The organism is Citrobacter sp. wls619 (assembly GCF_005281345.1).
In the GTDB taxonomy this organism is placed as follows: domain Bacteria; phylum Pseudomonadota; class Gammaproteobacteria; order Enterobacterales; family Enterobacteriaceae; genus Citrobacter.
Genome location: NZ_SZXJ01000043.1, coordinates 132,412 through 158,956 on the forward strand (window position 1 = coordinate 132,412; position 26,545 = coordinate 158,956).

The following is a 26,545-nucleotide window of genomic DNA, read 5'->3' on the forward strand; positions in this document are numbered from 1 at the left end:
AACCTTATTGCACCGCAAACTGCTGGCGGACTTTACGCATCAGTAAGAATAGCCATGGCCAAAGTACACCGTTTACTACACTACTCCAGAACACTTCAGGTCTGAAAGAGACGTTGATCACTAAAAACTCGGCCCAGAAAACAATAATATCCACGACCAGTGATAACAACATGACCACCAGCGCCTGCTGCCAGAGCGCGAGGTTACGGAAGAGCTGGAATTTCAGTGCGACCAGATAAGCAATGATACTCATCGACAATGCCCGCACACCAAGCGTAGAACCACTAATGAGATCCAGTATGGCACCCACGACAAATCCTGTGCCCACATTTACGCGATGCGGCAGCGCCAGGATCCAGTACAGCAGAATGAGCAGCACCCAGTTTGGCCGGAAAACGAGGATCTCGTCCGGCCAGGGCATGACTTGCAGCAGAAATGCAATAAGGAACGAGAGCCAAATGACCCAACGTCCCTGGTGACGAATGCTTGCCACTTACTGCCCTCCCGGCTTACGCGGAGCAGGTTGTGACGGCGTGGTTGTTGCAGGAACCGGCGTGACACCTGTCGCCGGAGCAGGAACTGGCGCAGGCGGCCCCATGGCATCCGGTGCCGGCAGGACTTGCGGCATCATTTGCATCAGACGTTCATTAGCTACACGGTGCACTTCTTCCGGCGTCATCGGGTTAGCGCCATTGCGATCGGCTCCCCACAGCAGCAGCAGATAACGTAAACGCTGTAAACCCGCAGTCGGACGCGCCTGAATCACGGTGTATGCACGCTGGGTATCCAGCTTCACAGAGGAAACGACACCGACTGGATAGCCTTCAGGGAAACGCCCACCCAGCCCGGAAGTTACCAGCACATCGCCAACGCGAATGTCAGTATTAGCCGGCAGGTGTTCGAGCTGAAGATCGTCCGTGCAGCCGTTACCGGCAGCGATCACGCGAATATCGTTACGCAATACCTGGATTGGCAGTGCATGCGTCGCGTCACAAATCAGCAGTACGCGGCTGGTCAGTTTTGCCACTGCAACGACCTGGCCCACTACGCCTTTATCGCTGATGACCGGCTGACCTTCGTAGACGCCGTTAACGCTCCCTTTGTCGATCACAACCTGATCGCTGTAAGGATCGTTAACCGTTGAGATGACCTGCGTCACCATTTTTTGTTCGTCCTGGCGCAGCGGCGATCCCAGCAGCTCACGCAAACGCGCGTTCTCCTGTTTATATTGCCCCAGCATCAGCAGTTCACTGTTTTTCAGCAGCAGTTCCTGACGCAATGCCCGGTTTTCAAGTTCGAGTTGGTCACGAGAAGCCAGCGTTTGCGACACGCCGTCGAGTAATTCACGGGGACCATTAGAGATAAAGTAGAAAGGACTGACGGCGGTATCCATGTACGTTCGGATTTGACTAAACGTACCCAGGCGGCTGTCGGCAATAATAACGCCGAGCGCCACCAGCACCGCCAGAATAAGGCGAATCTGTAGCGACGGGCCACGGCTAAAAATTGGCTTCATAGTCTATGCGTATTCTCGCATCAGAGCGGAAGAGCAACCTATGGCTACCCTTCCTGCATCCGATTACTCTTCGCTGAACAAGTCGCCGCCGTGCATATCGATCATTTCCAGTGCTTTACCGCCACCGCGAGCCACACAGGTCAGCGGATCTTCGGCAACAACAACTGGAATACCGGTCTCTTCCATTAACAGACGGTCAAGGTTACGCAGCAGCGCACCGCCGCCAGTCAGGACCATACCGCGTTCTGAGATGTCAGACGCCAGTTCTGGCGGACACTGTTCCAGTGCAACCATCACCGCGCTTACGATACCGGTCAGGGGTTCCTGCAGCGCTTCCAGGATCTCGTTAGAGTTCAGGGTAAAGCCACGTGGAACACCTTCTGCCAGGTTACGACCGCGAACTTCGATCTCGCGTACTTCGTCACCAGGATAAGCAGAGCCGATTTCGTGCTTAATACGTTCAGCGGTAGCTTCACCGATCAGAGAGCCGTAGTTACGGCGAACATAATTAATGATGGCTTCGTCGAAGCGGTCACCACCAATACGTACAGAGGAGGAGTAAACTACGCCGTTCAGAGAGATAACGGCGACTTCAGTGGTACCACCACCGATATCGACAACCATTGAGCCGGTTGCTTCAGAAACTGGCAGGCCCGCACCGATCGCTGCCGCCATCGGCTCTTCGATCAGGAACACTTCACGTGCACCTGCACCCTGAGCGGATTCACGGATGGCACGGCGTTCAACCTGAGTTGCTCCAACCGGTACACACACCAGTACACGCGGGCTTGGGCGCATAAAGCTGTTGCTGTGCACTTGTTTGATAAAGTGCTGGAGCATTTTTTCAGTCACGAAGAAGTCAGCGATAACGCCGTCTTTCATTGGGCGAATTGCAGCGATATTGCCCGGCGTACGACCCAGCATCTGCTTCGCATCATGACCTACTGCAGCCACGCTTTTCGGCGAACCGGCACGATCCTGACGAATGGCCACAACGGAAGGCTCATTCAATACGATGCCTTGTCCTTTTACATAAATAAGGGTATTCGCGGTACCCAGGTCAATGGACAGGTCATTGGAAAACATGCCACGAAATTTTTTCAACATACTAAGGGATAATCCTGAAAGCTGGGGCGGAAAACAAAATCCGCTTACTTTACCAACCACACGCAGCAGCGACAAGGCGCAAAAATCATCTGCTACGGTGAAAATTAGTGCAGTTCGTTTCCTTTGTTACAAAACCGGCCTGAGTCCATCAGGGCTGAAAAACTCAGCAGCAGTCCTCGCTTTTGTTTGCAACCTGTCAAAGGTCATTCACCTGCATGTTTGCTGTTACAACCTGGCGAGCAGACAAGCACACCCCCAGAAGGCACAGCGCGCGTTATTCTACGTGAAAACAAATTAAACGGCAGGTTAAACCGAGTATCTTTGCGAATATTTTTTCACGTTTGTGTCAAGTGGCTGTGATGCGGCAAAAAAATCACCCTGCCCACCCGCGACTCCACGTTCTGTCAGGGTATGCCACTCGCTGCGCGAACGAACGCCCGTGGCATAAACCTGTGTTGGCATTCCGGTACACGTCTCTACCAGGCTCTGAACCAGCAACTGATTTTCCGTTCGCTTATCAATGTTTCTCACCAGACTGGGATGAAGCTTCAACAATTCGACATTCAGCTCTTTGATCCAGCTGGTACTCACCAACGTTAAACCGGCCTGCGTAACGGCGATACGTACGCCAAGCGCATCCATCAATCGGATAACCGGTTGTAACCGGCTGATGTGTTGACAAACATCTGCCTCAGCAAGTTCAATAATTATGCGTTTACGTAGCGATTTTTCGCACTGCATCAGCGTATCTCGCAGCCAACGCTGAAAACGTGGGCGAATGAGCGATTCAACCGTCGTCTGCATCGCCAGATTTTCCTGCGGCCAGTAACCCAACAGCAGGATGAGACGGCTTAACTGCAGACGGTCATACTCTTCCGCCAGACCAAACTGCAGCACCATCGGCATATATTCCGCCGAGATGACCTCTTCATTGCCATCGAAAATACGGCACATAAGCTCGCGATGGTGCACCCGCCCTTCACGCGTTACGGCAGGTTTTTGATAAATTCGCGGTCCGCCCCGACTGAGCATCTGCTCAATCAGCGTTCGCCAGCGCACATTGCCCCGACCTTTTTCCGGCAGAGAGTCGTCATACACCGACCAGCTGTTTCCGCCCTGCAATACTGAATTCCGGGTGGCCGCTTCGGCGTGATCCATAACTTGTTCAGTCGATTGACCGCTGCGACAGACACAAATGCCGATATGAACCATATCGGCACGATCGATCATTTTATTAGCCGGAAGCGCATCTACCGCTTTTAATAATTGCCCGGCTATGCTTTCCGCCTCTTTCAATGTGCGGTGTGGCAGTAGGATAGCAAAATCGCTACGGTGGTAGCGCGCCAGCAACGCGCCCGGATAGCGGGTCATAAAAGTCGACAACAAATTGATCAGCGTTGAGATTTGTTCTTCCGCCTGGGTAATGCCCCAGCTCTCGCGTAGCAGCGTAAAGTCCGGCAGACGAACCATCATCACCACACCATGCGAGCCGACTTTTTCCTGATCTTCCAGCAGCGTCGCCAGTTGGTTATCAAAGAACAAGCGGTTGCTCAGCCCCGTTTTTGTATCCTGCGCGACATAGGAGCGAATTAGCGTATCCAGCCTGCTGCGTTGCTCACGAGCATTTTGAATTTCGGTCAGTAGCATGTCGAGCGCACTACTGGTACGCGCTGGCCACTCATAGACCGTTCCCCGCACGTTCGGTCCACGTTCGCCATTCAGAATGCGCGTTGAACGAATCTCCAGCAGTTCCTGTCCGGAAAGTTGACGCTGAAGCCAGCGCACCGACAAAAACAGCATCAGGATGATAAAGCCTATCGATAGCGTGAGCGGTGCCGTGGTCATCAACGAATGGAAATAGTTGCCCATCGGATCCTGGTAAACCATGCGCAGCGACATCCCCGGATGTTTGACCAGCGGGACGGTGATGTCACGATACAGATTGTTCGTCCCCGCCGGGCGGTAGCTACTGGTGCGGGAGTGGTCATACACCACGTTTTCGCCCTGTAGCAGCTCGATACGCACGATATCAACCGAAATCATCAATTCATCAATTTGCGGCGTTAAGGACACAACATCCCGGGTGACCAGATGGGTATCGATCGCCGTCGCCACCGCCTGAACTCGGGTGGTGAACTTATATTGAATAGCGTTATAGAAACTCAGCGAGCAACCTATCAGCGTCACGAAAATCGTTAACCCGGTAAGCAGCGTGACAAAGGCTGAAAATTTCGTCGTTAATCGCATCCTTGTGTTAACTCCGACAGTAATGAATCCGGTGTGAAAGTGAAAAAGCGACACGAAAATGCAAAACTGAACGCGAAATCCGTCAATTTACACAAACAATGTGGGCATACTACCAAATCAGGTATATCTGGCAATTTATTGCGCAGAATCGGCATCATGTTTTAATTAGCGAGTATAGTCTTCACAGATAATTTTCCAATCCACTATATGAATTGAGGACAGGTTATGCAGGCTTTGATCTTAGAACAGCAGGACGGAAAAACCCTCGCATCCGTTCAACCCCTCGACGAAAATCAGCTACCTGAAGGCGATGTGACGGTGGATGTTCACTGGTCGAGCCTGAACTATAAAGATGCCCTCGCCATCACCGGAAAGGGTAAAATTATCCGCAATTTTCCGATGATTCCTGGCATCGATTTCGCCGGTACCGTACGCACAAGTGAAGATCCTCGTTTTCATGCAGGTCAGGAAGTCTTACTGACCGGATGGGGCGTGGGTGAGAATCATTGGGGTGGGCTGGCCGAACGCGCTCGTGTGAAAGGCGATTGGCTGGTTGCGCTGCCAAAAGGACTGGACGGTCGCAAAGCCATGGTCATTGGCACCGCCGGTTTTACCGCGATGCTGTGCGTCATGGCGCTTGAAGATGCCGGTGTCCGCCCGGAAGACGGCGAAATCGTCGTCACCGGTGCCAGCGGTGGCGTAGGCAGTACTGCCGTTGCGCTGCTGCACAAACTGGGTTACCAGGTTGCGGCTGTATCGGGCCGCGAAAGCACCCACGATTACCTGAAAAGCCTGGGTGCCAACCGCATTCTGGGTCGTGATGAGTTTGCTGAATCTCGTCCGCTGGAAAAGCAACTGTGGGCAGGCGCCATTGATACCGTTGGCGACAAAGTGCTGGCAAAAGTACTGGCGCAGATGAACTATGGCGGTTGTGTTGCCGCCTGTGGACTGGCTGGCGGTTTTGCGCTACCCACCACGGTAATGCCGTTTATTCTGCGCAACGTGCGCTTACAGGGCGTCGATTCCGTGATGACGCCTCCGGCTCGTCGTGCACAGGCCTGGCAACGTCTGGTTAACGACCTGCCAGAGTCGTTCTATACCCAGGCAGCGACAGAAATCACGCTTGCCGATGCACCGAAGTTCGCCGATGCCATCATCAATAACCAGGTGCAGGGCCGCACGCTGGTGAAGGTGAAATAAAACAATTCGCAGATACAAATTTACATTTAATTAACGAAATTTCGCGGCATATCTCCAGACTCCCTGCCATATTAACTACGCGTCCCCTGTCAGTTATGACGCGTAAGCCGGGAGTCTGTTATGAAGAAATTTCGTCCATTTACAGAAGCCGACGTCACTGACGAGTCGGCTTTTTTTATGCAGCGCCGCCAGGTGTTGAAAGCGCTGGGTATCAGCGCCGCCGCGTTGTCTTTGCCCTTTTCTGCCGAGGCCGATCTTCTGAGCTGGTTTAAAGGCAATGACCGTCCACCCGCGCCTGCCGGTAAACCCCTTGATTTCACCAAGCCGGCAGCCTGGCAAAATACGCTTCCTTTAACACCAGAAGATAAAGTTTCTGGCTATAACAACTTCTACGAGTTCGGCCTCGACAAAGCCGATCCTGCAGCCAATGCCGGCAGTCTGAAAACCGATCCCTGGACGCTGAAAATCAGCGGTGAAGTCACTAAACCGTTGACGCTCGATCATGATGACTTAACCACCCGCTTCCCACTGGAAGAACGTATATATCGAATGCGCTGTGTTGAAGCCTGGTCGATGGTCGTACCGTGGATTGGTTTTCCTTTACATAAGCTGTTAGCGCTGGTTGAACCCACCAGCAATGCAAAATATGTCGCGTTCGAAACACGCTACGCCCCCGAAGAGATGCCGGGACAGAAAGATCGCTTTATTGGCGGCGGGTTAAAATATCCTTATGTTGAAGGGCTGCGTCTGGATGAGGCCATGCATCCGCTCACGCTGCTTACCGTGGGCGTGTATGGCAAGGCACTTCCGCCACAAAATGGTGCCCCTATCCGCTTAACGGTGCCATGGAAATACGGGTTTAAAGGCATTAAGTCGATCGTCAGTATTAAACTGACGCGTGAACGCCCGCCAACCACCTGGAATATGGCAGCGTCCGATGAATACGGTTTTTATGCCAATGTGAATCCTCATGTCGATCATCCCCGCTGGTCACAAGCGACTGAACGCTTCATCGGCGCAGGCGGCATACTGGATGTACAGCGCCAGCCCACGTTGCTGTTTAACGGTTATGCAAAGGAAGTTGCTTCCCTGTACCGGGGTCTCGATCTGCGGGAGAATTTTTAAGTGCGCCTGACGGCAAAACAGATTACCTGGCTGAAAGTTTGCCTGCACCTTGCCGGACTTTTACCGTTTCTCTGGCTATTTTGGGCGGTAAATCATGGGGGACTGAGCGCCGATCCGGTCAAAGACATTCAGCACTTTACCGGTCGGACAGCTCTGAAATTCTTACTGGCTACCTTGCTGGTCGCGCCGTTGGCGCGCTACGCTAAACAGCCATTATTGATACGCACTCGCCGCCTGTTAGGGCTATGGTGTTTCGCCTGGGCGACGTTACATTTAACCAGCTATGCACTCCTCGAGTTGGGTATTAATAATCTGGCGCTGTTAGGACGGGAATTAATCACGCGACCTTATTTGATGCTGGGCATTGTCAGCTGGGTCATATTATTCGCCCTCACATTAACATCCACGCAGTCGGCGCAGCGAAAGCTGGGTAAAAACTGGCAGTATCTGCACAACTTCGTCTATCTTGTGGCGATCCTGGCACCCATACATTATCTGTGGTCGGTAAAAATTATCTCCCCGCAACCGATTATTTATGCCGCACTTGCAGCGCTACTGTTAGCCTGCCGCTATAAGAAGTTTCGCCAGTGGTGGCGGTAGTTTCACGATATGTGCAGTACGTTGCAAAACACGGACGAACCCATGTTCTTTACATGCCAGCGGTTGATTATCTTCCCTGATAAGACCAGTATTTAGCTGCCAATTGCTACGAAATCGTTATAATGTGCGACCTTGCTATCCCCGGTAGCGTTTTTACAGCGCAGAAAGGGTGACAATCGCATATTGAAGGTATATTTTGTCTTTTACCCGAAAATGGCAGAAGATAGCCGCACAATGACTAACAAGTCTGGCAATCTCACTTAAAGGCAACCGCACCCAGTGCAATGCCTGAGATGCGTGGCATCTTGTCACTCACTGTTATAAAAATGCTATACAGACGGCGGTAAAACGCTTGTCACAATCTCACTAAACAAAGAGTACGGAACCCACTCATGGATATTCGTAAGATTAAAAAACTGATCGAGCTGGTTGAAGAATCAGGCATCTCCGAACTGGAAATTTCTGAAGGCGAAGAGTCTGTACGCATCAGCCGTGCGGCGCCAGCTGCAAGTTTTCCAATGATGCAACAGGCTTATGCTGCACCAGTGATGCAGCAGCCAGCTCTGTCTAACGCTGTTGCACAGACTGCTACTCCAAGTATGGAAGCGCCGGCAGCAGCGGAAATCAGTGGTCACATCGTACGCTCCCCAATGGTTGGTACGTTCTACCGCACCCCGAGCCCGGATGCGAAAGCATTCATCGAAATCGGCCAGAAAGTGAATGCGGGCGATACCCTGTGCATCGTTGAAGCCATGAAAATGATGAACCAGATCGAAGCCGACAAATCCGGCGTAGTGAAAGCGATTCTGGTAGAAAGCGGTCAACCGGTAGAATTTGACGAGCCGCTGGTCGTCATCGAATAACGAGGCGAACATGTTGGATAAAATTGTCATCGCTAACCGTGGTGAGATTGCCCTGCGTATTCTTCGTGCCTGTAAAGAACTGGGCATCAAGACTGTCGCGGTGCACTCAAGCGCGGATCGCGATTTAAAACACGTATTGCTGGCGGATGAGACGGTCTGTATTGGCCCGGCTCCGTCCGTAAAAAGCTATCTGAACATCCCGGCTATCATTAGCGCCGCTGAAATCACCGGCGCAGTGGCAATCCACCCGGGTTATGGCTTCCTCTCTGAGAACGCCAACTTCGCTGAACAGGTAGAACGCTCTGGTTTTATCTTCATCGGCCCGAAAGCCGACACTATCCGTCTGATGGGTGACAAAGTGTCCGCGATTACTGCGATGAAGAAAGCTGGCGTACCGACCGTTCCAGGCTCTGACGGCCCGCTGGGCGACGACATGGACGCTAACCGCGCGCATGCCAAACGCATCGGCTATCCGGTAATCATCAAAGCCTCCGGCGGCGGCGGCGGTCGCGGTATGCGCGTCGTGCGCAGCGATGCTGAACTGGCGCAATCCATCTCCATGACCAAAGCGGAAGCGAAAGCCGCTTTCAGCAACGACATGGTCTACATGGAGAAATACCTGGAAAACCCACGCCACATCGAAATTCAGGTGCTGGCAGACGGTCAGGGTAACGCGATTTATCTGGCTGAACGTGACTGCTCCATGCAGCGTCGTCACCAGAAAGTCGTCGAAGAAGCACCTGCGCCGGGTATCACCCCGGAACTGCGTCGCTATATCGGCGAGCGTTGCGCCAAAGCGTGTGTTGATATCGGCTATCGCGGGGCGGGTACTTTCGAGTTCCTGTTCGAAAACGGCGAGTTCTACTTCATTGAGATGAATACCCGTATTCAGGTTGAACACCCGGTCACTGAGATGATCACTGGCGTTGACCTGATCAAAGAACAGCTGCGTATCGCTGCTGGACAGCCGCTGTCCATCAAGCAGGACGAAGTTGTGGTTAAAGGCCATGCGGTAGAATGCCGTATCAACGCCGAAGACCCGAACACCTTCCTGCCAAGCCCGGGCAAAATCACGCGTTTCCACGCGCCGGGCGGCTTTGGTGTGCGTTGGGAGTCTCATATTTACGCAGGCTACACTGTACCTCCGTACTATGACTCAATGATCGGTAAGCTGATTTGCTACGGTGAAAACCGTGATGTAGCAATCGCCCGTATGAAAAACGCGTTGCAGGAACTGATCATCGACGGCATCAAAACCAACGTTGATCTGCAGATCCGCATCATGAATGACGAGCACTTCCAGCACGGTGGAACCAACATCCACTATCTGGAGAAAAAGCTCGGACTTCAGGAAAAGTAAGCACGCGTTAACCGAAAAGGCCGGAAATTCCGGCCTTTTGTTTTTCTCCCCTCCCATACGTGCCATAGGGTACAATCCCCGCTTTCTTTATCCACAAGGGACAAAAAATGGACGCTCGTTTTGTTCAGGCCCATAAAGAGGCGCGCTGGGCGCTGTGGCTGACCCTTTTATATCTTGCCACATGGTTGGTGGCCGCTTACTTACCAGATTCAACGCTGGGTTTTACCGGCTTACCGCACTGGTTCGAAATGGCCTGCCTGCTTACGCCGCTGGTTTTCATAGTACTGTGCTGGGCGATGGTGAAGTTTATCTATCGCGACATTCCGCTGGAGGATGACGATGCAGCTTGAAGTGATTTTGCCGCTGGTTGCCTATCTTCTGGTGGTGTTCGGTCTCTCGGTTTACGCCATGAGAAAGCGCACGACCGGCACTTTCCTGAATGAATATTTCCTCGGCAGCCGCTCGATGGGCGGGGTCGTATTGGCCATGACGCTAACCGCAACCTACATTAGCGCAAGCTCCTTTATTGGTGGTCCCGGTGCGGCATACAAATACGGGCTGGGCTGGGTGCTGCTGGCGATGATCCAGCTACCCGCCGTCTGGCTTTCGCTGGGTATTCTCGGTAAGAAATTCGCTATTCTGGCGCGACGCTATAATGCCGTAACCCTCAACGATATGCTGTTTGCCCGCTATCAAAGCCGGTTACTGGTCTGGCTGGCGAGCCTTAGCCTGCTGGTCGCCTTCGTTGGGGCGATGACGGTACAGTTCATCGGCGGCGCACGTTTGCTGGAAACGGCTGCGGGTATTCCTTACGAAACTGGCCTGCTGATCTTTGGCGTCAGTATTGCGCTCTACACGGCGTTTGGCGGATTCCGCGCCAGCGTACTGAACGACACGATGCAGGGCATGGTGATGCTGATTGGCACGATAGTCCTGCTGGTAGGCGTCGTTCACGCTGCCGGTGGCCTTAGCCATGCGGTTGAAACCCTGCAAACCATCGATCCTAAACTGGTATCACCACAAGGCGCAGATGACATTTTGTCACCCACATTTATGACATCGTTCTGGGTGCTGGTGTGCTTTGGCGTGATTGGACTGCCGCATACGGCGGTACGCTGCATCTCCTATAAAGACAGTAAAGCGGTACACCGTGGGATTATCATCGGCACTATCGTGGTGGCAATCCTGATGTTTGGCATGCATCTGGCGGGCGCGTTGGGACGTGCGGTGATCCCTGACCTGACGGTACCGGATCTGGTGATCCCGACGCTGATGGTAAAAGTGTTACCGCCGTTTGCCGCCGGGATCTTCCTGGCCGCGCCGATGGCCGCGATCATGTCAACGATCAATGCCCAATTGCTGCAAAGTTCCGCTACGATCATTAAAGATCTTTATCTGAACATGCGCCCGGAACAACTGAAAAATGAAACACGTCTGAAGCGTATGTCCGCTGTGATCACCTTGCTGCTGGGCGCGTTACTGCTGCTGGCCGCCTGGAAACCGCCAGAGATGATTATCTGGCTCAACCTGCTGGCGTTTGGCGGGCTGGAAGCGGTCTTCCTTTGGCCACTGGTGCTGGGCCTGTACTGGGAGCGGGCGAACGCCGCAGGCGCATTGAGCGCCATGATTGTCGGCGGCGTGTTGTATGCCGTACTTGCTACCTTTAACGTTCAGTACCTGGGCTTCCATCCAATCGTGCCCTCGTTGCTGATAAGTTTGCTGGCTTTCCTGGTCGGAAACCGTTTCGGTTCTACCGTCCCGCAAGCTGCCATATTGACTACTGATAAATAAAGAGTTTTGCCATGCCATGGATCCAACTGAAACTGAACACAACGGGTGCGAACGCAGAAGAGTTAAGTGATGCACTGATGGAAGCAGGCGCTGTTTCCATCACTTTCCAGGACACGCATGATACGCCGGTGTTCGAGCCTCTGCCGGGCGAAACCCGCCTGTGGGGCGATACCGATGTCATTGGTCTGTTCGATGCCGAAACCGACATGAAAGGAGTGGTTGCGATTCTGGAACAGCATCCGCTGCTGGGCGAAGGCTTCGTGCATAAAATCGAACAGCTTGAAGATAAAGACTGGGAACGCGAATGGATGGACAACTTCCACCCGATGCGCTTTGGTGAACGTCTGTGGATTTGCCCAAGCTGGCGTGATGTCCCGGATGAGAACGCCGTCAACGTGATGCTGGACCCGGGTCTGGCGTTTGGCACAGGCACTCATCCTACGACCTCTCTGTGCCTGCAATGGCTCGATGGTCTCGACCTTAACGGTAAAACGGTTATCGACTTTGGCTGCGGCTCCGGCATCCTGGCAATTGCAGCGCTGAAACTCGGCGCTGCAAAAGCAATTGGTGTCGATATCGATCCGCAGGCCATTCAGGCAAGCCGCGATAACGCCCAGCGTAATGGCGTATCTGACCGCCTGGAACTGTACCTGCCGAAAGACCAGCCAGAAGCGATGAAGGCCGATGTGGTGGTCGCCAACATCCTGGCTGGCCCATTACGTGAACTGGCGCCGTTAATCAGCGTCCTGCCTGTTGAAGGCGGTTTGCTGGGGCTTTCGGGGATTCTGGCCAGCCAGGCGGAAAGCGTTTGCGAAGCCTATGCCGATCTCTTTACGCTCGATCCGGTTATCGAGAAAGAAGAGTGGTGCCGTATTACCGGCAAGAAAAAATAGTCCTTTCTCGTGGCCTCTCTGTAGGCCACGTTTTCCTTTTTTTGTACCTCCCCCGCAAAAGCTGAGCAGAATATCAACGTAACATTGTTGAGCGATCCTCAGAAAACGCTACGATCATGTTCTGAAATGCGAGCATAGTCACACTATGTCACAATAATCTGCTGATTAATTCAGCAGATTATCTTGTCAGATCGCCTGAGCTCGAAGAAAAAATGAGAAGTTACGCAAAATTATATGCGTATATAAAATCGACACATTTTTATAATGCAATGATTTATATGATTAATTATTTTCACCCGCTCAGATTTACGGCAATTCATTGATCCACCTCAGTGGATTGGTCAAAGTTTGGCCTTTCATCTCATGCAAAAAATGCGTAATATACGCCGCCTTGCAGTCACAGTATGGTCATTTCTTAACTCATGCGCATCGGACAATACCAGCTCAGAAATCGCCTGATCGCAGCACCTATGGCTGGCATCACTGACAGACCATTCAGGACGCTGTGCTATGAGATGGGAGCAGGATTGACGGTATCCGAGATGATGTCTTCTAACCCGCAGGTTTGGGAAAGCGACAAATCTCGTTTACGTATGGTGCACGTTGATGAGCCAGGAATTCGCACGGTGCAAATTGCCGGTAGCGACCCTGTTGAAATGGCTGATGCCGCACGTATTAACGTGGAAAGCGGCGCCCAGATTATTGATATCAATATGGGGTGTCCGGCTAAAAAAGTGAATCGCAAGCTCGCAGGTTCAGCCCTCTTGCAGTACCCGGATTTAGTGAAATCGATACTAACCGAGGTCGTCAATGCAGTGGACGTTCCTGTCACACTCAAGATTCGCACCGGCTGGGCTCCGGAACACCGTAACTGCGTAGAGATTGCCCAACTGGCTGAAGACTGTGGCATTCAGGCTCTGACCATTCATGGACGCACCCGCGCCTGTTTGTTCAATGGAGATGCTGAGTACGACAGTATTCGGGCAGTTAAGCAGAAAGTTTCCATTCCGATTATCGCGAATGGCGACATTACTGACCCGCATAAAGCCAGAGCTGTACTCGACTATACGGGGGCGGATGCCCTGATGATAGGACGTGCAGCTCAGGGAAGACCCTGGATCTTTCGGGAAATCCAGCATTATCTGGACACTGGGGAGCTGCTGCCCCCGCTGCCTCTGGCAGAGGTGAAGCGCTTGCTTTGTGCGCATGTTCGGGAATTGCACGACTTTTATGGTCAGGCAAAAGGGTACCGAATTGCGCGTAAACACGTATCCTGGTATCTCCAGGAACACGCTCCGGATGACCAGTTTCGGCGCACATTCAACGCCATTGAAGATTCCAGCGAACAGCTGGCGGCGTTGGAGGCATACTTCGAAAATTTTGCGTAAACAGAAATAAAGAGCTGACAGAACTATGTTCGAACAACGCGTAAATTCTGACGTACTGACCGTTTCTACCGTTAACTCTCAGGATCAGGTAACTCAAAAACCCCTGCGTGACTCGGTTAAACAGGCACTGAAGAACTATTTTGCTCAATTGAATGGTCAGGATGTTAACGATCTCTATGAGCTGGTACTGGCTGAAGTAGAACAGCCCCTGTTGGACATGGTGATGCAATACACCCGCGGTAACCAGACCCGTGCTGCCCTGATGATGGGCATCAACCGTGGTACGCTGCGTAAAAAACTGAAAAAATACGGCATGAACTGATACTAATCAGCGAAATGTTTGTTTTAAAAGGCGCTACTCGGCATGGGGAAGCGCCTTTTTTATTCGCGTCACACGGAGGCTTTGGTGATGAAAGCAAGATGTGAACCTGTCTACTTTGGTGATGAATCCAAAAAGATAATCCAGGGTGATGCGCTGACTGAACTGAAAAAGCTGCCGTCTGAAAGCATCGATCTGATCTTTGCCGACCCACCGTATAACATCGGGAAAGACTTTGACGGGCTGGTAGAATCCTGGGACGAAGAGAGCTTTCTGGCCTCGCTGTTCGAGTGCATTGATGAATGCCATCGAATATTAAAACCACAAGGCACCATGTACATCATGAACAGTACGGAGAACATGCCGTACATCGATCTCAAATGCCGACAGCTTTTTACCATCAAAAGCCGTATTGTGTGGGCCTATGATAGCTCAGGGGTACAGGCCAAAAAGCACTTTGGCTCCATGTATGAACCGATCCTGATGATGGTCAAAGACCCCAAAAGCTATACATTTAACCGTGATGATATTTTGGTTGAAGCGAAAACCGGGGCGAAACGCGCGCTGATCGATTACAGAAAAAACCCGCCCCAACCTTACAACCAGAAAAAAGTACCGGGCAACGTCTGGGAGTTTCCCCGCGTTCGCTACCTGATGGATGAATACGAAAACCACCCGACCCAAAAGCCTAAAGCCCTGCTGGAACGCATCATTTTGGCCTCCTCGAACCCAAACGACCGGGTGTTAGATCCGTTCGCGGGTAGCTTCACTACCGGGGCAACGGCGGTGGATTTAGGGCGCCAGTTTATCGGTATTGAAATCAATGATGAATACGTAAAAATGGGACTACGGCGACTGCGTATTAGCTCCCATTTTTCAGAGAATGAGCTTGCAAAGGTGAAAAAGCGCAAGACGAAAAACCTGTCTAAAAAGAGTCGATTACCGGAAAAGAGCGGTGGAATTTCAGCAAAGTAAAAGCATTGTAAGTCTGCTTTTCAGCCTTTAGATTTCGTGTATATTCCCTGCACGCTTGGGCATGAATACACAGGATTTGGTAATGATTCGCAAGTATTGGTGGCTGGTTGTTTTTGCGGTCTTCGTTTTTCTTTTTGATGCGCTACTCATTCAATGGATAGAGTTGATGACAACAGAGCACGACAAGTGTCGGAATATGAACTCAGTGAATCCCCTCAAGCTGGTCAACTGTATCGACCTCGAATAGTACGTCCGGTGACTTACCGTTCTGCAACTGCCGTCAGTCCATGGCGGCAGAAACTAGCCGGCCTGATCCTCACCCTGAACCAATTGCAGCATACAGCCATCAGGGCTTAACATTTTTAACACATTATCGACTAATGCAGGTGCTTGTTGGTAGAGGTCATAACTCGCTGGATTCATTAACCAGTTTTTTATTATTCCGCTAAAACTACCATGCAAAATAATAATGATAACGTCTAAATCAAGGCTGGTCGCGATCAGATTGTTAACCGCACACTGCTGCAAAGACTCACGAATATTTTGGTGGCTAAGTCCTATTTTATCGCGAATCGCCTGCTCTGATATCATATCGTTATGAAATTCACATTTATGATATAAAATTTGCATTAATGCCTGCTGACGGGGATTCTCAGCAATATATTGTAAACCGACAACTAATTTCTCACGCAACCGCTGTAACGGATTATCCCCCCAACGACCAATGAGTTTTTCCTGAATAAGGTTGCGGAGAGGAGGTTGTTGTAACCATAGCTCATTAAACAGCTGGATCTTATTTTCAAAATGCCAGTAAAGTGCCCCCCGCGTCACGTTGGCGGCGTCCGCAATGTCGTTTAGCGTCGTATTGCCTACGCCGCGCGCGGCAAACTGCGCTATCGCTGTTTCAATCAGGAGCTGACGCGTTTTGAGGGCATCAGCTTTCGTTTTTCTGGCCATAGTTCCGAATGCCTGAGACAGAGTAGAGAATGATTAACTTTCTTATTTAATATTTACTATACGGAATAAATGTATCACCTGGCGATTGTTTAAACGAGTTCTAAACTATTTCATTTTGCTGATTACACACAAATAATCAAAACGAATAAACAACACAAATACATTCACCAATCGAATAATCATTTCAATATGTTTTTATGCACATCATAGTATTACGATTAACGACATAATAAGTCGGTAGCCGATTACTCTTTTTTGTTTTTACGTGCCGTGCACCGCCCCCATAAATAAGTATTGCTTACATCGCAAGCTAATAATTTGTAGGATAGCCAACTATTATTTTTTGTGCACGTTATCTCCCTTGCCTCACCCGGTAAATAACGAGCTTTCGGTTTTTTAAGGAATAGTAATGACGAAAAATGCCAGGTTTTCACTCCTGCCCTCATTCATCATCATCTCCGCTGCATTACTCGCCGGTTGTAACGATCAGGGGGATACACAAGCTCATCCTGCCGAGCCACAGGTTACTGTCCATGTTGTTGAGTCGGCCCCTTTAGCCGTGACAACGGAACTGCCGGGACGAACGACCTCATTCCGTATTGCTGAAGTCCGCCCTCAGGTCAGTGGGATTGTACTTAAACGGAATTTCACCGAAGGGAGTGATGTTGAAGCAGGTCAATCGCTCTATCAGATCGATCCCGCAACCTACCAGGCAGACTATGACAGCGCCAAAGGTGAGCTGGCGAAGAGCGAAGCGGCTGCTGCAATTGCGCATTTAACCGTGAAACGCTACATCCCGCTGGTCGGCACAAAGTACATCAGCCAACAAGAGTACGATCAGGCCATTGCTGATGCGCGTCAGGCAGATGCTTCGGTTACTGCGGCAAAAGCAGCCGTTGAAAGTGCCCGCATTAATCTTGCCTACACCAAAGTCACATCGCCAATTAGCGGGCGTATCGGTAAATCCAACGTCACTGAAGGGGCGCTGGTCACCAATGGTCAGGCAACAGAGTTAGCCACCGTTCAGCAACTTGATCCTATTTATGTCGATGTCACGCAGTCCAGCAACGACTTTATGCGCCTCAAGCAATCCATTGAACAAGGCAGCCTGCATAAAGACAGCACCAGCAGCGCTGTTGAACTGGTGATGGAAAATGGCCAGTCCTACCCGCTGAAAGGCTCTTTGCAATTTTCTGACGTTACGGTTGATGAAAGCACCGGATCCATCACCCTCAGAGCCGTGTTCCCTAACCCGCAGCACACCCTGTTACCAGGCATGTTTGTTCGGGCACGTATCGATGAAGGTGTACAGCCCAATGCCATTCTCGTTCCACAACAAGGTGTAACGCGTACTCCACGTGGTGATGCCACAGTGATGGTCGTTAACGACAAGAGCCAGGTTGAGTCTCGTGCCGTTGTCGCCGCGCAAGCCATTGGCGACAAATGGCTGATTAGCGACGGTTTAAAACCCGGCGATAAAGTCATCGTGAGCGGCTTACAGAAAGCACGTCCTGGCGTGCAGGTTAAAGCCACTACCGATGCCCCGGCAGCAACTGCGGCGCAATAAGGTAAGCGGACATGGCAAACTTTTTTATTAGGCGACCTATCTTTGCCTGGGTGCTGGCCATCATTCTGATGATGGCAGGTGCGTTGGCGATCATGCAACTGCCCGTGGCGCAGTACCCAACCATCGCGCCCCCTGCCGTCGCGATTTCAGCAACCTACCCGGGTGCGGATGCGCAGACGGTACAGGACACAGTAACGCAGGTTATCGAACAGAACATGAACGGTATCGATAACCTGATGTATATGTCCTCCACCAGCGATTCAGCCGGGAGCGTGACCATCACACTGACGTTCCAGTCTGGGACCGACCCCGATATCGCGCAGGTCCAGGTGCAAAATAAATTGCAGCTCGCCACACCGCTTCTACCGCAGGAGGTCCAGCAGCAGGGTATCAGTGTTGAGAAATCGAGTAGCAGCTTTTTGATGGTCGCGGGTTTTGTTTCTGACAATCCACAAACTACGCAGGACGACATCTCCGATTATGTTGCCTCTAACGTTAAAGACACCATCAGTCGTCTGAACGGCGTTGGCGACGTGCAGCTGTTTGGTGCTCAGTACGCCATGCGCATCTGGCTGGATGCAAACTTGCTGAATAAGTACAAGCTCACACCAGTCGATGTCATTAATCAGTTAAAAGTACAGAACGATCAGATAGCCGCAGGTCAGTTAGGTGGTACGCCGGCATTACCTAATCAGCAGCTTAATGCCTCGATCATTGCGCAAACACGCCTGAAAGATCCAGAAGAGTTCGGCAAAGTCACCTTACGGGTGAACAGTGATGGCTCTGTTGTTCATCTGAAAGATGTCGCACGTATTGAGCTGGGCGGTGAAAACTATAATGTTGTTGCTCGCATTAACGGTAAGCCAGCATCCGGTCTCGGTATTAAACTGGCAACCGGGGCAAACGCGCTGGATACCGCTAACGCCATCAAAGCCAAGCTGGTTGAGCTGCAACCCTTCTTCCCGCAGGGAATGAAGGTCGTCTATCCGTACGACACGACGCCGTTTGTTACAATCTCTATTCACGAAGTGGTAAAAACGCTGTTTGAGGCGATCGTACTGGTCTTCCTGGTCATGTATTTGTTCCTGCAAAACATCCGGGCGACGCTCATTCCAACCATCGCTGTCCCCGTCGTATTGTTGGGCACATTCGCCGTCCTTGCCGCGTTTGGCTACTCGATAAATACCCTAACGATGTTCGGGATGGTGCTCGCCATCGGCTTGTTGGTTGATGACGCGATAGTCGTGGTGGAAAACGTTGAACGTGTGATGATGGAAGATAATCTACCGCCGAAAGAGGCGACAGAGAAATCCATGTCACAAATTCAGGGTGCTCTGGTCGGTATCGCCATGGTGCTGTCTGCGGTATTTATCCCAATGGCCTTCTTTGGCGGTTCCACTGGGGCAATTTACCGACAGTTCTCAATCACGATTGTTTCTGCAATGGCGCTTTCCGTGCTGGTCGCCTTGATTCTGACGCCGGCACTGTGCGCAACATTACTGAAGCCCGTTTCTGCCGATCATCACGAGAAAAAAAGCGGTTTCTTTGGTTGGTTTAACGCCAAATTTGACCACAGCGTCAACCATTACACCAATAGCGTCAGTGGGATCATTCGCAAAACGGGGCGTTACCTGGTGGTGTATCTGGTCATTGTGATTGGGATGGCTGTACTCTTCATGCGCCTTCCAACCTCTTTCTTACCAGAGGAAGATCAGGGCGTATTCCTGACAATGATTCAGCTCCCGGCAGGGGCAACTCAAGAGCGTACTCAGAAAGTGCTGGATCAGGTCACTCACTACTATCTGAACAATGAAAAAGCGAATGTCGAGAGCGTCTTTACGGTTAACGGCTTTAGCTTCAGCGGTCAGGGACAAAACTCAGGGATGGCGTTCGTCAGCCTCAAACCCTGGGAAGAACGTAGCGGTAGCGAAAATAACGTTGAATCCGTTATTGCCCGCGCAACCCGGGCATTTAGTCAGATTCGCGATGGTTTAGTGTTCCCGTTCAACATGCCAGCCATTGTTGAGCTGGGTACGGCAACCGGTTTTGACTTTGAACTGATTGACCAGGGCGGGCTGGGACATGCCGCACTAACCCAAGCACGTAACCAGCTGCTGGGCATGGTGGCAAAACACCCTGACCTGCTGGTGCGCGTACGCCCTAACGGTCTTGAGGATACCGCGCAATTCAAGCTGGATGTCGATCAGGAAAAAGCACAAGCACTGGGTGTTTCATTATCTGATATCAACGAAACCATCTCTGCCGCCTTGGGGGGCTATTACGTCAATGACTTCATTGACCGTGGCCGCGTGAAAAAAGTGTACGTCCAGGCAGATGCTAAATTCCGTATGTTGCCAGAGGACATCAATAATCTGTATGTCCGCAGCGCCAATGGCGAAATGGTGCCATTTTCTACATTCAGTTCAGCACATTGGATTTACGGCTCGCCACGATTGGAACGTTACAATGGTATGCCATCAATGGAATTGCTGGGAGAAGCTGCGCCAGGCAGGAGTACCGGTGAGGCAATGGCCTTGATGGAAAGCCTTGCGGAAAAACTACCAAATGGTATCGGTCATGACTGGACGGGAATGTCCTATCAGGAACGACTGTCAGGTAACCAGGCTCCGGCGCTGTATGCCATCTCGCTGATCGTCGTCTTCCTTTGCCTTGCGGCATTGTATGAGAGCTGGTCGATTCCATTCTCTGTCATGCTTGTTGTACCGCTCGGTGTTGTTGGAGCATTGCTGGCAGCGTCACTTCGCGGGATGAATAACGACGTGTACTTCCAGGTGGGCCTGCTAACGACCATCGGACTCTCTGCCAAAAACGCCATCCTGATCGTCGAATTTGCCAAAGACCTGATGGACAAAGAAGGCAAAGGGTTGATCGAAGCCACTCTCGAGGCTTCCCGCATGCGTCTTCGCCCGATCCTGATGACATCCCTGGCGTTTATTCTCGGGGTTATGCCCCTGGTTATCAGCCACGGTGCAGGTAGCGGTGCGCAGAATGCTGTTGGTACTGGTGTTATGGGAGGGATGCTCACTGCAACATTGTTAGCGATCTTCTTCGTTCCCGTCTTCTTCGTTGTCGTTAAACGGCGTTTTAGCCGGCACCACGATTAATTTGTAAAATAAAGGCGTCCATGGACGCCTTTTTACATGATGATGAGTTCTTTATTTATTAATAAGATAGACATTTAATTCTGCTAAAACATTGCAGAAAAAACTTTCAGGCGCGCCCATTTTATCCATTATTTTTACAATCCACATGAATTGAGATTATTCCTCATGTCAGTCTTTTTTTAAGCAGTGGTAAAATAGCGGTCGAGTTCGCAGATGGCTGAGCGTTTGTCTTTGCTCAATTAGCGAAACGCTTATTTTTGAGGTAACACCATGAAAAGATTAATACCCGTTGCACTGCTTACCGCATTACTGGCTGGCTGTGCACACGATTCCCCTTGCGTGCCTGTCTATGACGATCAAGGGCGTCTGGTTCATACCAACACCTGTATGAAAGGTACCACACAGGATAACTGGGAAACTGCAGGCGCGATAGCCGGTGGTGCAGCCGCAGTTGCCGGCTTGACGCTTGGGATAGTTGCCTTGACGAAATAAATAATCATAAAAGCGCGGCCGTTGCCGCGCTTTTAGCCATAATGATTAAATCTTTATATAAGACAAAACGTTGGTTCATAGCATCGCTCATAAAATAAAATTATTATAGATTCGCTTCACATATCCATGATCTCAAATTAGCATTTTCTCTATTCTTCGTTATAACGCTCATCCCTTTCATTATTCTCACGCTACGGATATTCACGCCCGAAATTGTTATCTTGCGTCCTGTCTGAAATTTAAATATTTTGCGCTGAAATGTGGCTTACGTTTCAATTTTGCACCACTTCAGGGCGCTGCATTTATTTTTTCCTGTCTACACTCTGCATATTGCGTCGAATAATCGTGCGCAAAAACCTGGCACTACCTTTGCTTAAAAGAGTATGGCCATAGCCACAGACAGGTAAAAGACGTTTTCAGAACGTTTCCATAACAATAATTCCTCCACACAGGATGCTCTATGAAAAAGATGATAATAGCCAGCCTGGCTGCGGCCGGCGTGCTGCTTGCGGTTGCAAATCAGGCACATGCCGGCGCAACTCTCGATGCCGTAAAGAAAAAAGGTTTTGTGCAATGTGGTATCAGTGATGGCCTGCCTGGTTTTTCTTACGCTGATGCAAGCGGTAAATTCTCTGGTATTGATGTCGATGTATGTCGTGGCGTTGCCGCTGCCGTATTTGGTGATGACAGCAAAGTAAAATATACCCCACTCACCGCCAAAGAGCGCTTCACCGCGTTACAGTCTGGTGAGGTCGATTTGCTTTCCCGTAATACCACATGGACTTCCTCTCGTGATGCGGGGATGGGCATGTCTTTCACCGGCGTAACCTATTACGACGGCATTGGTTTTCTCACCCATAATAAAGCGGGTCTGAAGAGCGCTAAAGAACTGGATGGCGCGACGGTTTGTATTCAGGCAGGAACAGATACTGAACTGAATGTGGCCGACTACTTTAAAGCCAATAACATGAAGTATACCCCTGTCACCTTTGACCGTTCTGATGAGTCCGCTAAAGCGCTGGAATCAGGGCGCTGCGATACGCTTGCTTCCGACCAGTCTCAGTTATACGCCCTGCGGATCAAACTGAGCAACCCCGCAGAATGGATTGTACTGCCAGAAGTTATTTCTAAAGAACCACTGGGGCCAGTCGTGCGTCGTGGTGACGACGAGTGGTTCTCGATTGTTCGCTGGACGTTGTTCGCTATGCTGAACGCCGAAGAGATGGGTGTTAACTCGAAAAATGTTGACGAAAAAGCGGCAAATCCTGCAACACCGGATATGGCACACCTGTTAGGTAAAGAGGGGGACTATGGCAAGGATCTGAAACTTGATAACAAATGGGCTTACAACATTATCAAGCAGGTAGGTAACTACTCGGAGATCTTTGAACGTAACGTTGGATCGGAAAGCCCGCTGAAGATCAAGCGTGGACAGAACAACCTCTGGAATAACGGTGGCATTCAGTATGCACCACCCGTGCGCTAATGCGCAGTGATGCAACGAGCGCCGCAACTGCGGCGCTCAGCCCAGAGTCATAGTTACCGAGGTTTTCTTATGTCCCATCGCCGCTCAAACGTAAAAGGATCGTTATCCTTTTCTAACCCTGCGGTCCGCGCCTGGTTATTTCAAATACTCGCTGTGATTGCAGTCGTTAGCATTGCGGTCTATCTCATTCATAACACCATTAATAACCTGAGCAGTCGCGGTATTACCTCGGGCTTTTCTTTTCTCGAACGCAGTGCCGGATTTGGTATCGTCCAGCATCTGATTGATTACGAGCAAGGCGATACCTATGGCCGCGTCTTTATCGTCGGTCTGCTTAACACACTGCTAGTCTCCGCATTGTGCATTGTTTTCGCATCATTTCTTGGCTTTTTTCTCGGACTGGCAAGGCTGTCGGATAACTGGTTACTGCGAAAGCTCTCTACGATTTATATCGAAACGTTCCGCAATATCCCGCCATTGCTGCAGATCTTCTTTTGGTATTTTGCCGTATTACGGAATTTGCCCGGACCGCGGCAGGCTGTTAGTACCCTGGATCTGGTCTTTCTGAGCAATCGTGGGCTCTACATTCCGGCACCACAGATGGGAGAAGGTCTGATTACCTTCTGTGCCGCAATCGTGATTGCCGTCATCATCACCATTGGGTTATTTCGCTTCAACAAAATGCACCAGACCAAAACAGGCCAGTTACGCCGAACATGGCCAACAGCCCTGGTGCTAATCGTGTTCCTACCGATGATTTCACATTGGATTTTCGGTGCGGCGCTGCACTGGGATATCCCTGAACTGCGCGGGTTTAACTTCCGTGGCGGTATGGTGCTTATTCCAGAATTGGCCGCCCTGACACTGGCGCTTTCTGTATACACCTCTGCATTTATTGCTGAAATTATCCGGGCGGGGATTCAGGCAGTTCCTTATGGGCAGCATGAAGCGGCACGTTCTCTCGGCCTACCAAACCGGGTAACCCTGCGGCAGGTCATCATCCCACAGGCGCTGCGTGTCATTATTCCCCCACTGACGAGTCAGTATCTGAATATCGTTAAGAACTCCTCTCTCGCAGCCGCCATTGGCTACCCGGATATGGTGTCATTGTTTGCCGGAACCGTGCTCAATCAAACAGGACAGGCCATCGAAACTATCGCCATCACCATGTCGGTTTACTTGATCATCAGCCTGAGTATTTCTCTGTTGATGAATATTTATAACCGCCGCATCGCACTGATTGAGCGCTAAGGAGCCATGATGACAAAAGCACTGCTGTCTCACCCCGCGCGCCCGAGCAGTAACCCGGCTAGTCGCATTCTATTTTGGGTACGTAAAAACCTGTTCTCTGGTTGGTCAAACAGCCTGCTCACATTGCTCTGCGTATGGCTTATTTGGTCGTTCCTTCCCCCGCTGTTGAACTGGGCATTCCTGCAGGCCAACTGGGTCGGTTCTACCCGGGCCGACTGTACCAAAGCAGGGGCTTGTTGGGTGTTCATCCATGAACGCTTTGGGCAATTCATGTATGGGCTGTATCCACACGATCAACGCTGGCGCGTCAATCTGGCCCTGATTATTGGTCTGCTTTCCATCATCCCGATGTTCTTGAAAACCATCCCCCATCGTGGCCGCTATATCGCCATCTGGGCGGTGGTGTATCCCCTTACCGTCTGGTGGCTGATGTACGGTGGTTTTCTCGGGATTGAACGCGTAGAAACCCGGCAGTGGGGGGGATTAACACTGACTCTGATTATCGCCTCCGTGGGTATCGCGGGCGCGCTTCCATGGGGAATTTTACTGGCGTTAGGCCGCCGTTCTCATATGCCGATCGTACGTGTTTTATCGGTCATTTTCATTGAGTTCTGGCGTGGTGTACCGCTTATAACCGTCCTGTTTATGTCCTCAGTCATGCTCCCGCTATTTATGTCGGAAGGTACAACTATCGACAAACTTATTCGGGCACTGGTTGGCGTCATTCTTTTCCAGTCAGCCTATGTTGCGGAAGTGGTACGCGGGGGATTACAGGCCTTACCAAAGGGGCAGTATGAAGCGGCTGAATCACTGGCGCTCGGGTACTGGAAAACGCAGGGGCTGGTTATTCTTCCCCAGGCACTGAAACTGGTCATTCCCGGTTTGGTCAATACCATCATCGCGCTATTCAAGGATACCAGCCTGGTCATCATCATCGGTCTGTTCGATCTCTTTAGCAGCGTCCAGCAAGCAACTGTCGACCCGGCCTGGCTGGGGATGTCGACTGAAGGATATGTTTTCGCTGCACTGATTTACTGGGTTTTCTGTTTCAGCATGTCGCGCTATAGCCAGCATCTGGAAAAACGTTTTAACACCGGGCGTACACCGCACTGAGGAATTTATGAGCCAAATAGTAATACCGTCCACTGACGCGATGATTACGCTGGAAAACGTCAACAAATGGTATGGGCAGTTTCATGTCCTGAAGAATATCAACCTGCAGGTAAAACAGGGAGAGCGTATCGTATTGTGCGGACCTTCTGGTTCCGGAAAATCGACGACTATCCGCTGTATTAACCATCTGGAAGAACATCAGCAAGGGCGTATTGTCGTGGATGGAATCGAACTCAACGAAGATATCCGCAATATCGAACGTGTCAGACAGGAAGTTGGCATGGTCTTCCAGCACTTTAATCTCTTCCCTCATTTAACGGTTCTGCAAAACTGCACACTGGCCCCTATTTGGGTGCAAAAGATGCCGAAGAAAGAAGCCGAAGTGCTGGCAATGCACTACCTTGAGCGGGTCCGCATTGCTGAACATGCACATAAGTATCCCGGGCAAATTTCCGGTGGTCAGCAACAGCGTGTCGCTATTGCGCGCTCGCTGTGCATGAAACCCAAAATCATGCTGTTTGACGAGCCCACGTCAGCGTTAGATCCCGAAATGGTAAAGGAAGTACTGGATACGATGATTGGCCTGGCGCAATCGGGAATGACAATGCTGTGTGTAACACATGAAATGGGGTTCGCCCGCACGGTAGCGGATCGGGTGATCTTTATGGATCTTGGTGAGATTGTCGAACAGGCGCCTCCAGATGAATTTTTTGCCCACCCTAAATCCGAACGAACTCGTGCCTTTTTGTCGCAGGTTATACATTAATGCCCCAATTGCCTGCACGTATCAGGCCGACCTCGTGGGCCGGGTAAAGCGTTTGCGCGTATCCGGCCTATTTTCCCTGATACGTTAAAAACGCAAAAAGGCCCAGTCTTTCGACTGGGCCTTTCGCTTTTATTTGATGTCTGGCAGTTCCCTACTCTCGCATGGGGAGACCCCACACTACCATCGGCGCTACGGCGTTTCACTTCTGAGTTCGGCATGGGGTCAGGTGGGACCACCGCGCTACAGCCGCCAGACAAATTCTTTACTAAGTGCCAAACTTTAACCCGAAAAACTGGTGCTGATACCCAGAGTCGAACTGGGGACCTCACCCTTACCAAGGGTGCGCTCTACCAACTGAGCCATATCAGCACACTAAATTTGATGCCTGGCAGTTCCCTACTCTC

Annotated in this window: 24 protein-coding genes, 1 tRNA gene and 1 rRNA gene; 19 read left to right on the forward strand and 7 right to left on the reverse strand. The window is 51.0% G+C overall.

Annotated elements, in window-relative coordinates:
* Positions 1–4: 4 nt before the first annotated feature.
* The 4 genes from mreD to csrD form a co-directional block, all read right to left on the reverse strand.
* Positions 5–493 carry a rod shape-determining protein MreD gene (gene mreD, locus FDX19_RS09180; protein ID WP_137382460.1) on the reverse strand — a complete coding sequence of 163 codons (489 nt, stop codon included), beginning with the start codon at positions 491–493 and terminating at the stop codon, positions 5–7.
* Positions 494–1,516 carry a rod shape-determining protein MreC gene (gene mreC, locus FDX19_RS09185; protein WP_040234170.1) on the reverse strand — a complete coding sequence of 341 codons (1,023 nt, stop codon included), beginning with the start codon at positions 1,514–1,516 and terminating at the stop codon, positions 494–496.
* Positions 1,517–1,579: 63 nt separating this feature from the next.
* The gene (gene mreB / locus FDX19_RS09190) at positions 1,580–2,623 is read right to left on the reverse strand and encodes a rod shape-determining protein MreB (protein ID WP_000913396.1); all 1,044 of its coding nucleotides are present in this window, start codon (positions 2,621–2,623) and stop codon (positions 1,580–1,582) included.
* Between the two features lie 306 nt (positions 2,624–2,929).
* Positions 2,930–4,870 carry an RNase E specificity factor CsrD gene (gene csrD / locus FDX19_RS09195; protein ID WP_137382461.1) on the reverse strand — a complete coding sequence of 647 codons (1,941 nt, stop codon included), beginning with the start codon at positions 4,868–4,870 and terminating at the stop codon, positions 2,930–2,932.
* A 225-nt stretch (positions 4,871–5,095) separates the two neighbouring features.
* On the opposite strand from csrD, the gene FDX19_RS09200 reads away from it, so the two are divergent.
* The 12 genes from FDX19_RS09200 (at position 5,096) to FDX19_RS09255 (ending at position 15,631) form a co-directional block, all read left to right on the forward strand.
* Positions 5,096–6,070, forward strand: a complete 975-nt coding sequence (locus FDX19_RS09200; RefSeq protein ID WP_137382462.1) for an MDR family oxidoreductase — start codon at positions 5,096–5,098, stop codon at positions 6,068–6,070.
* A 120-nt stretch (positions 6,071–6,190) separates the two neighbouring features.
* Positions 6,191–7,195: a protein-methionine-sulfoxide reductase catalytic subunit MsrP gene (gene msrP / locus FDX19_RS09205; protein WP_137382463.1), complete on the forward strand. Its 1,005-nt coding sequence runs from the start codon at positions 6,191–6,193 to the stop codon at positions 7,193–7,195.
* Positions 7,196–7,795 carry a protein-methionine-sulfoxide reductase heme-binding subunit MsrQ gene (gene msrQ / locus FDX19_RS09210; protein WP_137382464.1) on the forward strand — a complete coding sequence of 200 codons (600 nt, stop codon included), beginning with the start codon at positions 7,196–7,198 and terminating at the stop codon, positions 7,793–7,795. It abuts the gene before it with no gap.
* A gap of 392 nt (positions 7,796–8,187) precedes the next feature.
* Entirely contained in the window at positions 8,188–8,658 is a 471-nt protein-coding gene (accB, locus tag FDX19_RS09215; protein ID WP_005121378.1) for an acetyl-CoA carboxylase biotin carboxyl carrier protein, read from the forward strand.
* A gap of 10 nt (positions 8,659–8,668) precedes the next feature.
* The gene (gene accC / locus FDX19_RS09220; protein WP_137382465.1) at positions 8,669–10,018 is read left to right on the forward strand and encodes an acetyl-CoA carboxylase biotin carboxylase subunit; all 1,350 of its coding nucleotides are present in this window, start codon (positions 8,669–8,671) and stop codon (positions 10,016–10,018) included.
* Positions 10,019–10,125: 107 nt separating this feature from the next.
* Positions 10,126–10,368, forward strand: a complete 243-nt coding sequence (locus FDX19_RS09225) for a YhdT family protein (RefSeq protein ID WP_016154721.1) — start codon at positions 10,126–10,128, stop codon at positions 10,366–10,368.
* The gene (gene panF / locus FDX19_RS09230) at positions 10,358–11,809 is read left to right on the forward strand and encodes a sodium/pantothenate symporter (RefSeq protein ID WP_137382466.1); all 1,452 of its coding nucleotides are present in this window, start codon (positions 10,358–10,360) and stop codon (positions 11,807–11,809) included. Before FDX19_RS09225 ends, panF begins: the two co-directional genes overlap by 11 nt.
* An 11-nt stretch (positions 11,810–11,820) precedes the next feature.
* On the forward strand, positions 11,821–12,702 hold the full coding sequence (prmA, locus tag FDX19_RS09235) for a 50S ribosomal protein L11 methyltransferase (protein WP_137382467.1): 882 nt from the start codon (positions 11,821–11,823) through the stop codon (positions 12,700–12,702).
* A gap of 422 nt (positions 12,703–13,124) precedes the next feature.
* Complete coding sequence (gene dusB / locus FDX19_RS09240; RefSeq protein ID WP_003025224.1) at positions 13,125–14,090, forward strand: tRNA dihydrouridine synthase DusB; 966 nt, start codon at positions 13,125–13,127, stop codon at positions 14,088–14,090.
* Positions 14,091–14,115: 25 nt separating this feature from the next.
* Complete coding sequence (gene fis, locus FDX19_RS09245) at positions 14,116–14,412, forward strand: DNA-binding transcriptional regulator Fis (protein ID WP_000462905.1); 297 nt, start codon at positions 14,116–14,118, stop codon at positions 14,410–14,412.
* Between the two features lie 87 nt (positions 14,413–14,499).
* Positions 14,500–15,384 (forward strand): adenine-specific DNA-methyltransferase, encoded by an 885-nt coding sequence (yhdJ, locus tag FDX19_RS09250; RefSeq protein ID WP_137382480.1) that lies wholly within the window; start codon positions 14,500–14,502, stop codon positions 15,382–15,384.
* Between the two features lie 82 nt (positions 15,385–15,466).
* Complete coding sequence (locus tag FDX19_RS09255; protein ID WP_048213464.1) at positions 15,467–15,631, forward strand: DUF2556 family protein; 165 nt, start codon at positions 15,467–15,469, stop codon at positions 15,629–15,631.
* A gap of 53 nt (positions 15,632–15,684) precedes the next feature.
* On the opposite strand, the gene envR is transcribed toward FDX19_RS09255, so the two are convergent.
* The gene (gene envR / locus FDX19_RS09260) at positions 15,685–16,341 is read right to left on the reverse strand and encodes an acrEF/envCD operon transcriptional regulator (protein ID WP_137382468.1); all 657 of its coding nucleotides are present in this window, start codon (positions 16,339–16,341) and stop codon (positions 15,685–15,687) included.
* A 409-nt stretch (positions 16,342–16,750) separates the two neighbouring features.
* Between envR and FDX19_RS09265 the strand changes: the two genes are divergently transcribed.
* The 7 genes from FDX19_RS09265 to FDX19_RS09295 all read left to right on the forward strand — a co-directional run bounded on the left by FDX19_RS09265 (position 16,751) and on the right by FDX19_RS09295 (position 26,141).
* Positions 16,751–17,908 (forward strand): efflux RND transporter periplasmic adaptor subunit, encoded by a 1,158-nt coding sequence (locus FDX19_RS09265; protein ID WP_137382469.1) that lies wholly within the window; start codon positions 16,751–16,753, stop codon positions 17,906–17,908.
* 11 nt (positions 17,909–17,919) lie between these two features.
* Positions 17,920–21,033 (forward strand): efflux RND transporter permease subunit, encoded by a 3,114-nt coding sequence (locus FDX19_RS09270; RefSeq protein WP_137382470.1) that lies wholly within the window; start codon positions 17,920–17,922, stop codon positions 21,031–21,033.
* Positions 21,034–21,303: 270 nt separating this feature from the next.
* On the forward strand, positions 21,304–21,525 hold the full coding sequence (locus tag FDX19_RS09275; RefSeq protein ID WP_048213468.1) for a membrane protein: 222 nt from the start codon (positions 21,304–21,306) through the stop codon (positions 21,523–21,525).
* A gap of 460 nt (positions 21,526–21,985) precedes the next feature.
* Positions 21,986–23,011, forward strand: coding sequence for an amino acid ABC transporter substrate-binding protein (locus tag FDX19_RS09280; protein ID WP_137382471.1), 1,026 nt, complete (start codon positions 21,986–21,988; stop codon positions 23,009–23,011).
* A 69-nt stretch (positions 23,012–23,080) separates the two neighbouring features.
* Complete coding sequence (locus FDX19_RS09285; protein ID WP_137382472.1) at positions 23,081–24,262, forward strand: amino acid ABC transporter permease; 1,182 nt, start codon at positions 23,081–23,083, stop codon at positions 24,260–24,262.
* Between the two features lie 9 nt (positions 24,263–24,271).
* Positions 24,272–25,375 carry an amino acid ABC transporter permease gene (locus FDX19_RS09290; RefSeq protein WP_137382481.1) on the forward strand — a complete coding sequence of 368 codons (1,104 nt, stop codon included), beginning with the start codon at positions 24,272–24,274 and terminating at the stop codon, positions 25,373–25,375.
* Between the two features lie 7 nt (positions 25,376–25,382).
* Positions 25,383–26,141, forward strand: a complete 759-nt coding sequence (locus tag FDX19_RS09295) for an amino acid ABC transporter ATP-binding protein (RefSeq protein ID WP_137382473.1) — start codon at positions 25,383–25,385, stop codon at positions 26,139–26,141.
* Between the two features lie 138 nt (positions 26,142–26,279).
* Here the strand turns inward: FDX19_RS09295 and rrf are convergent.
* Positions 26,280–26,395, reverse strand: a 5S ribosomal RNA gene (gene rrf, locus FDX19_RS09300).
* A gap of 39 nt (positions 26,396–26,434) precedes the next feature.
* Positions 26,435–26,510, reverse strand: a tRNA-Thr gene (locus FDX19_RS09305).
* Between the last annotated feature and the right edge of the window lie 35 nt (positions 26,511–26,545).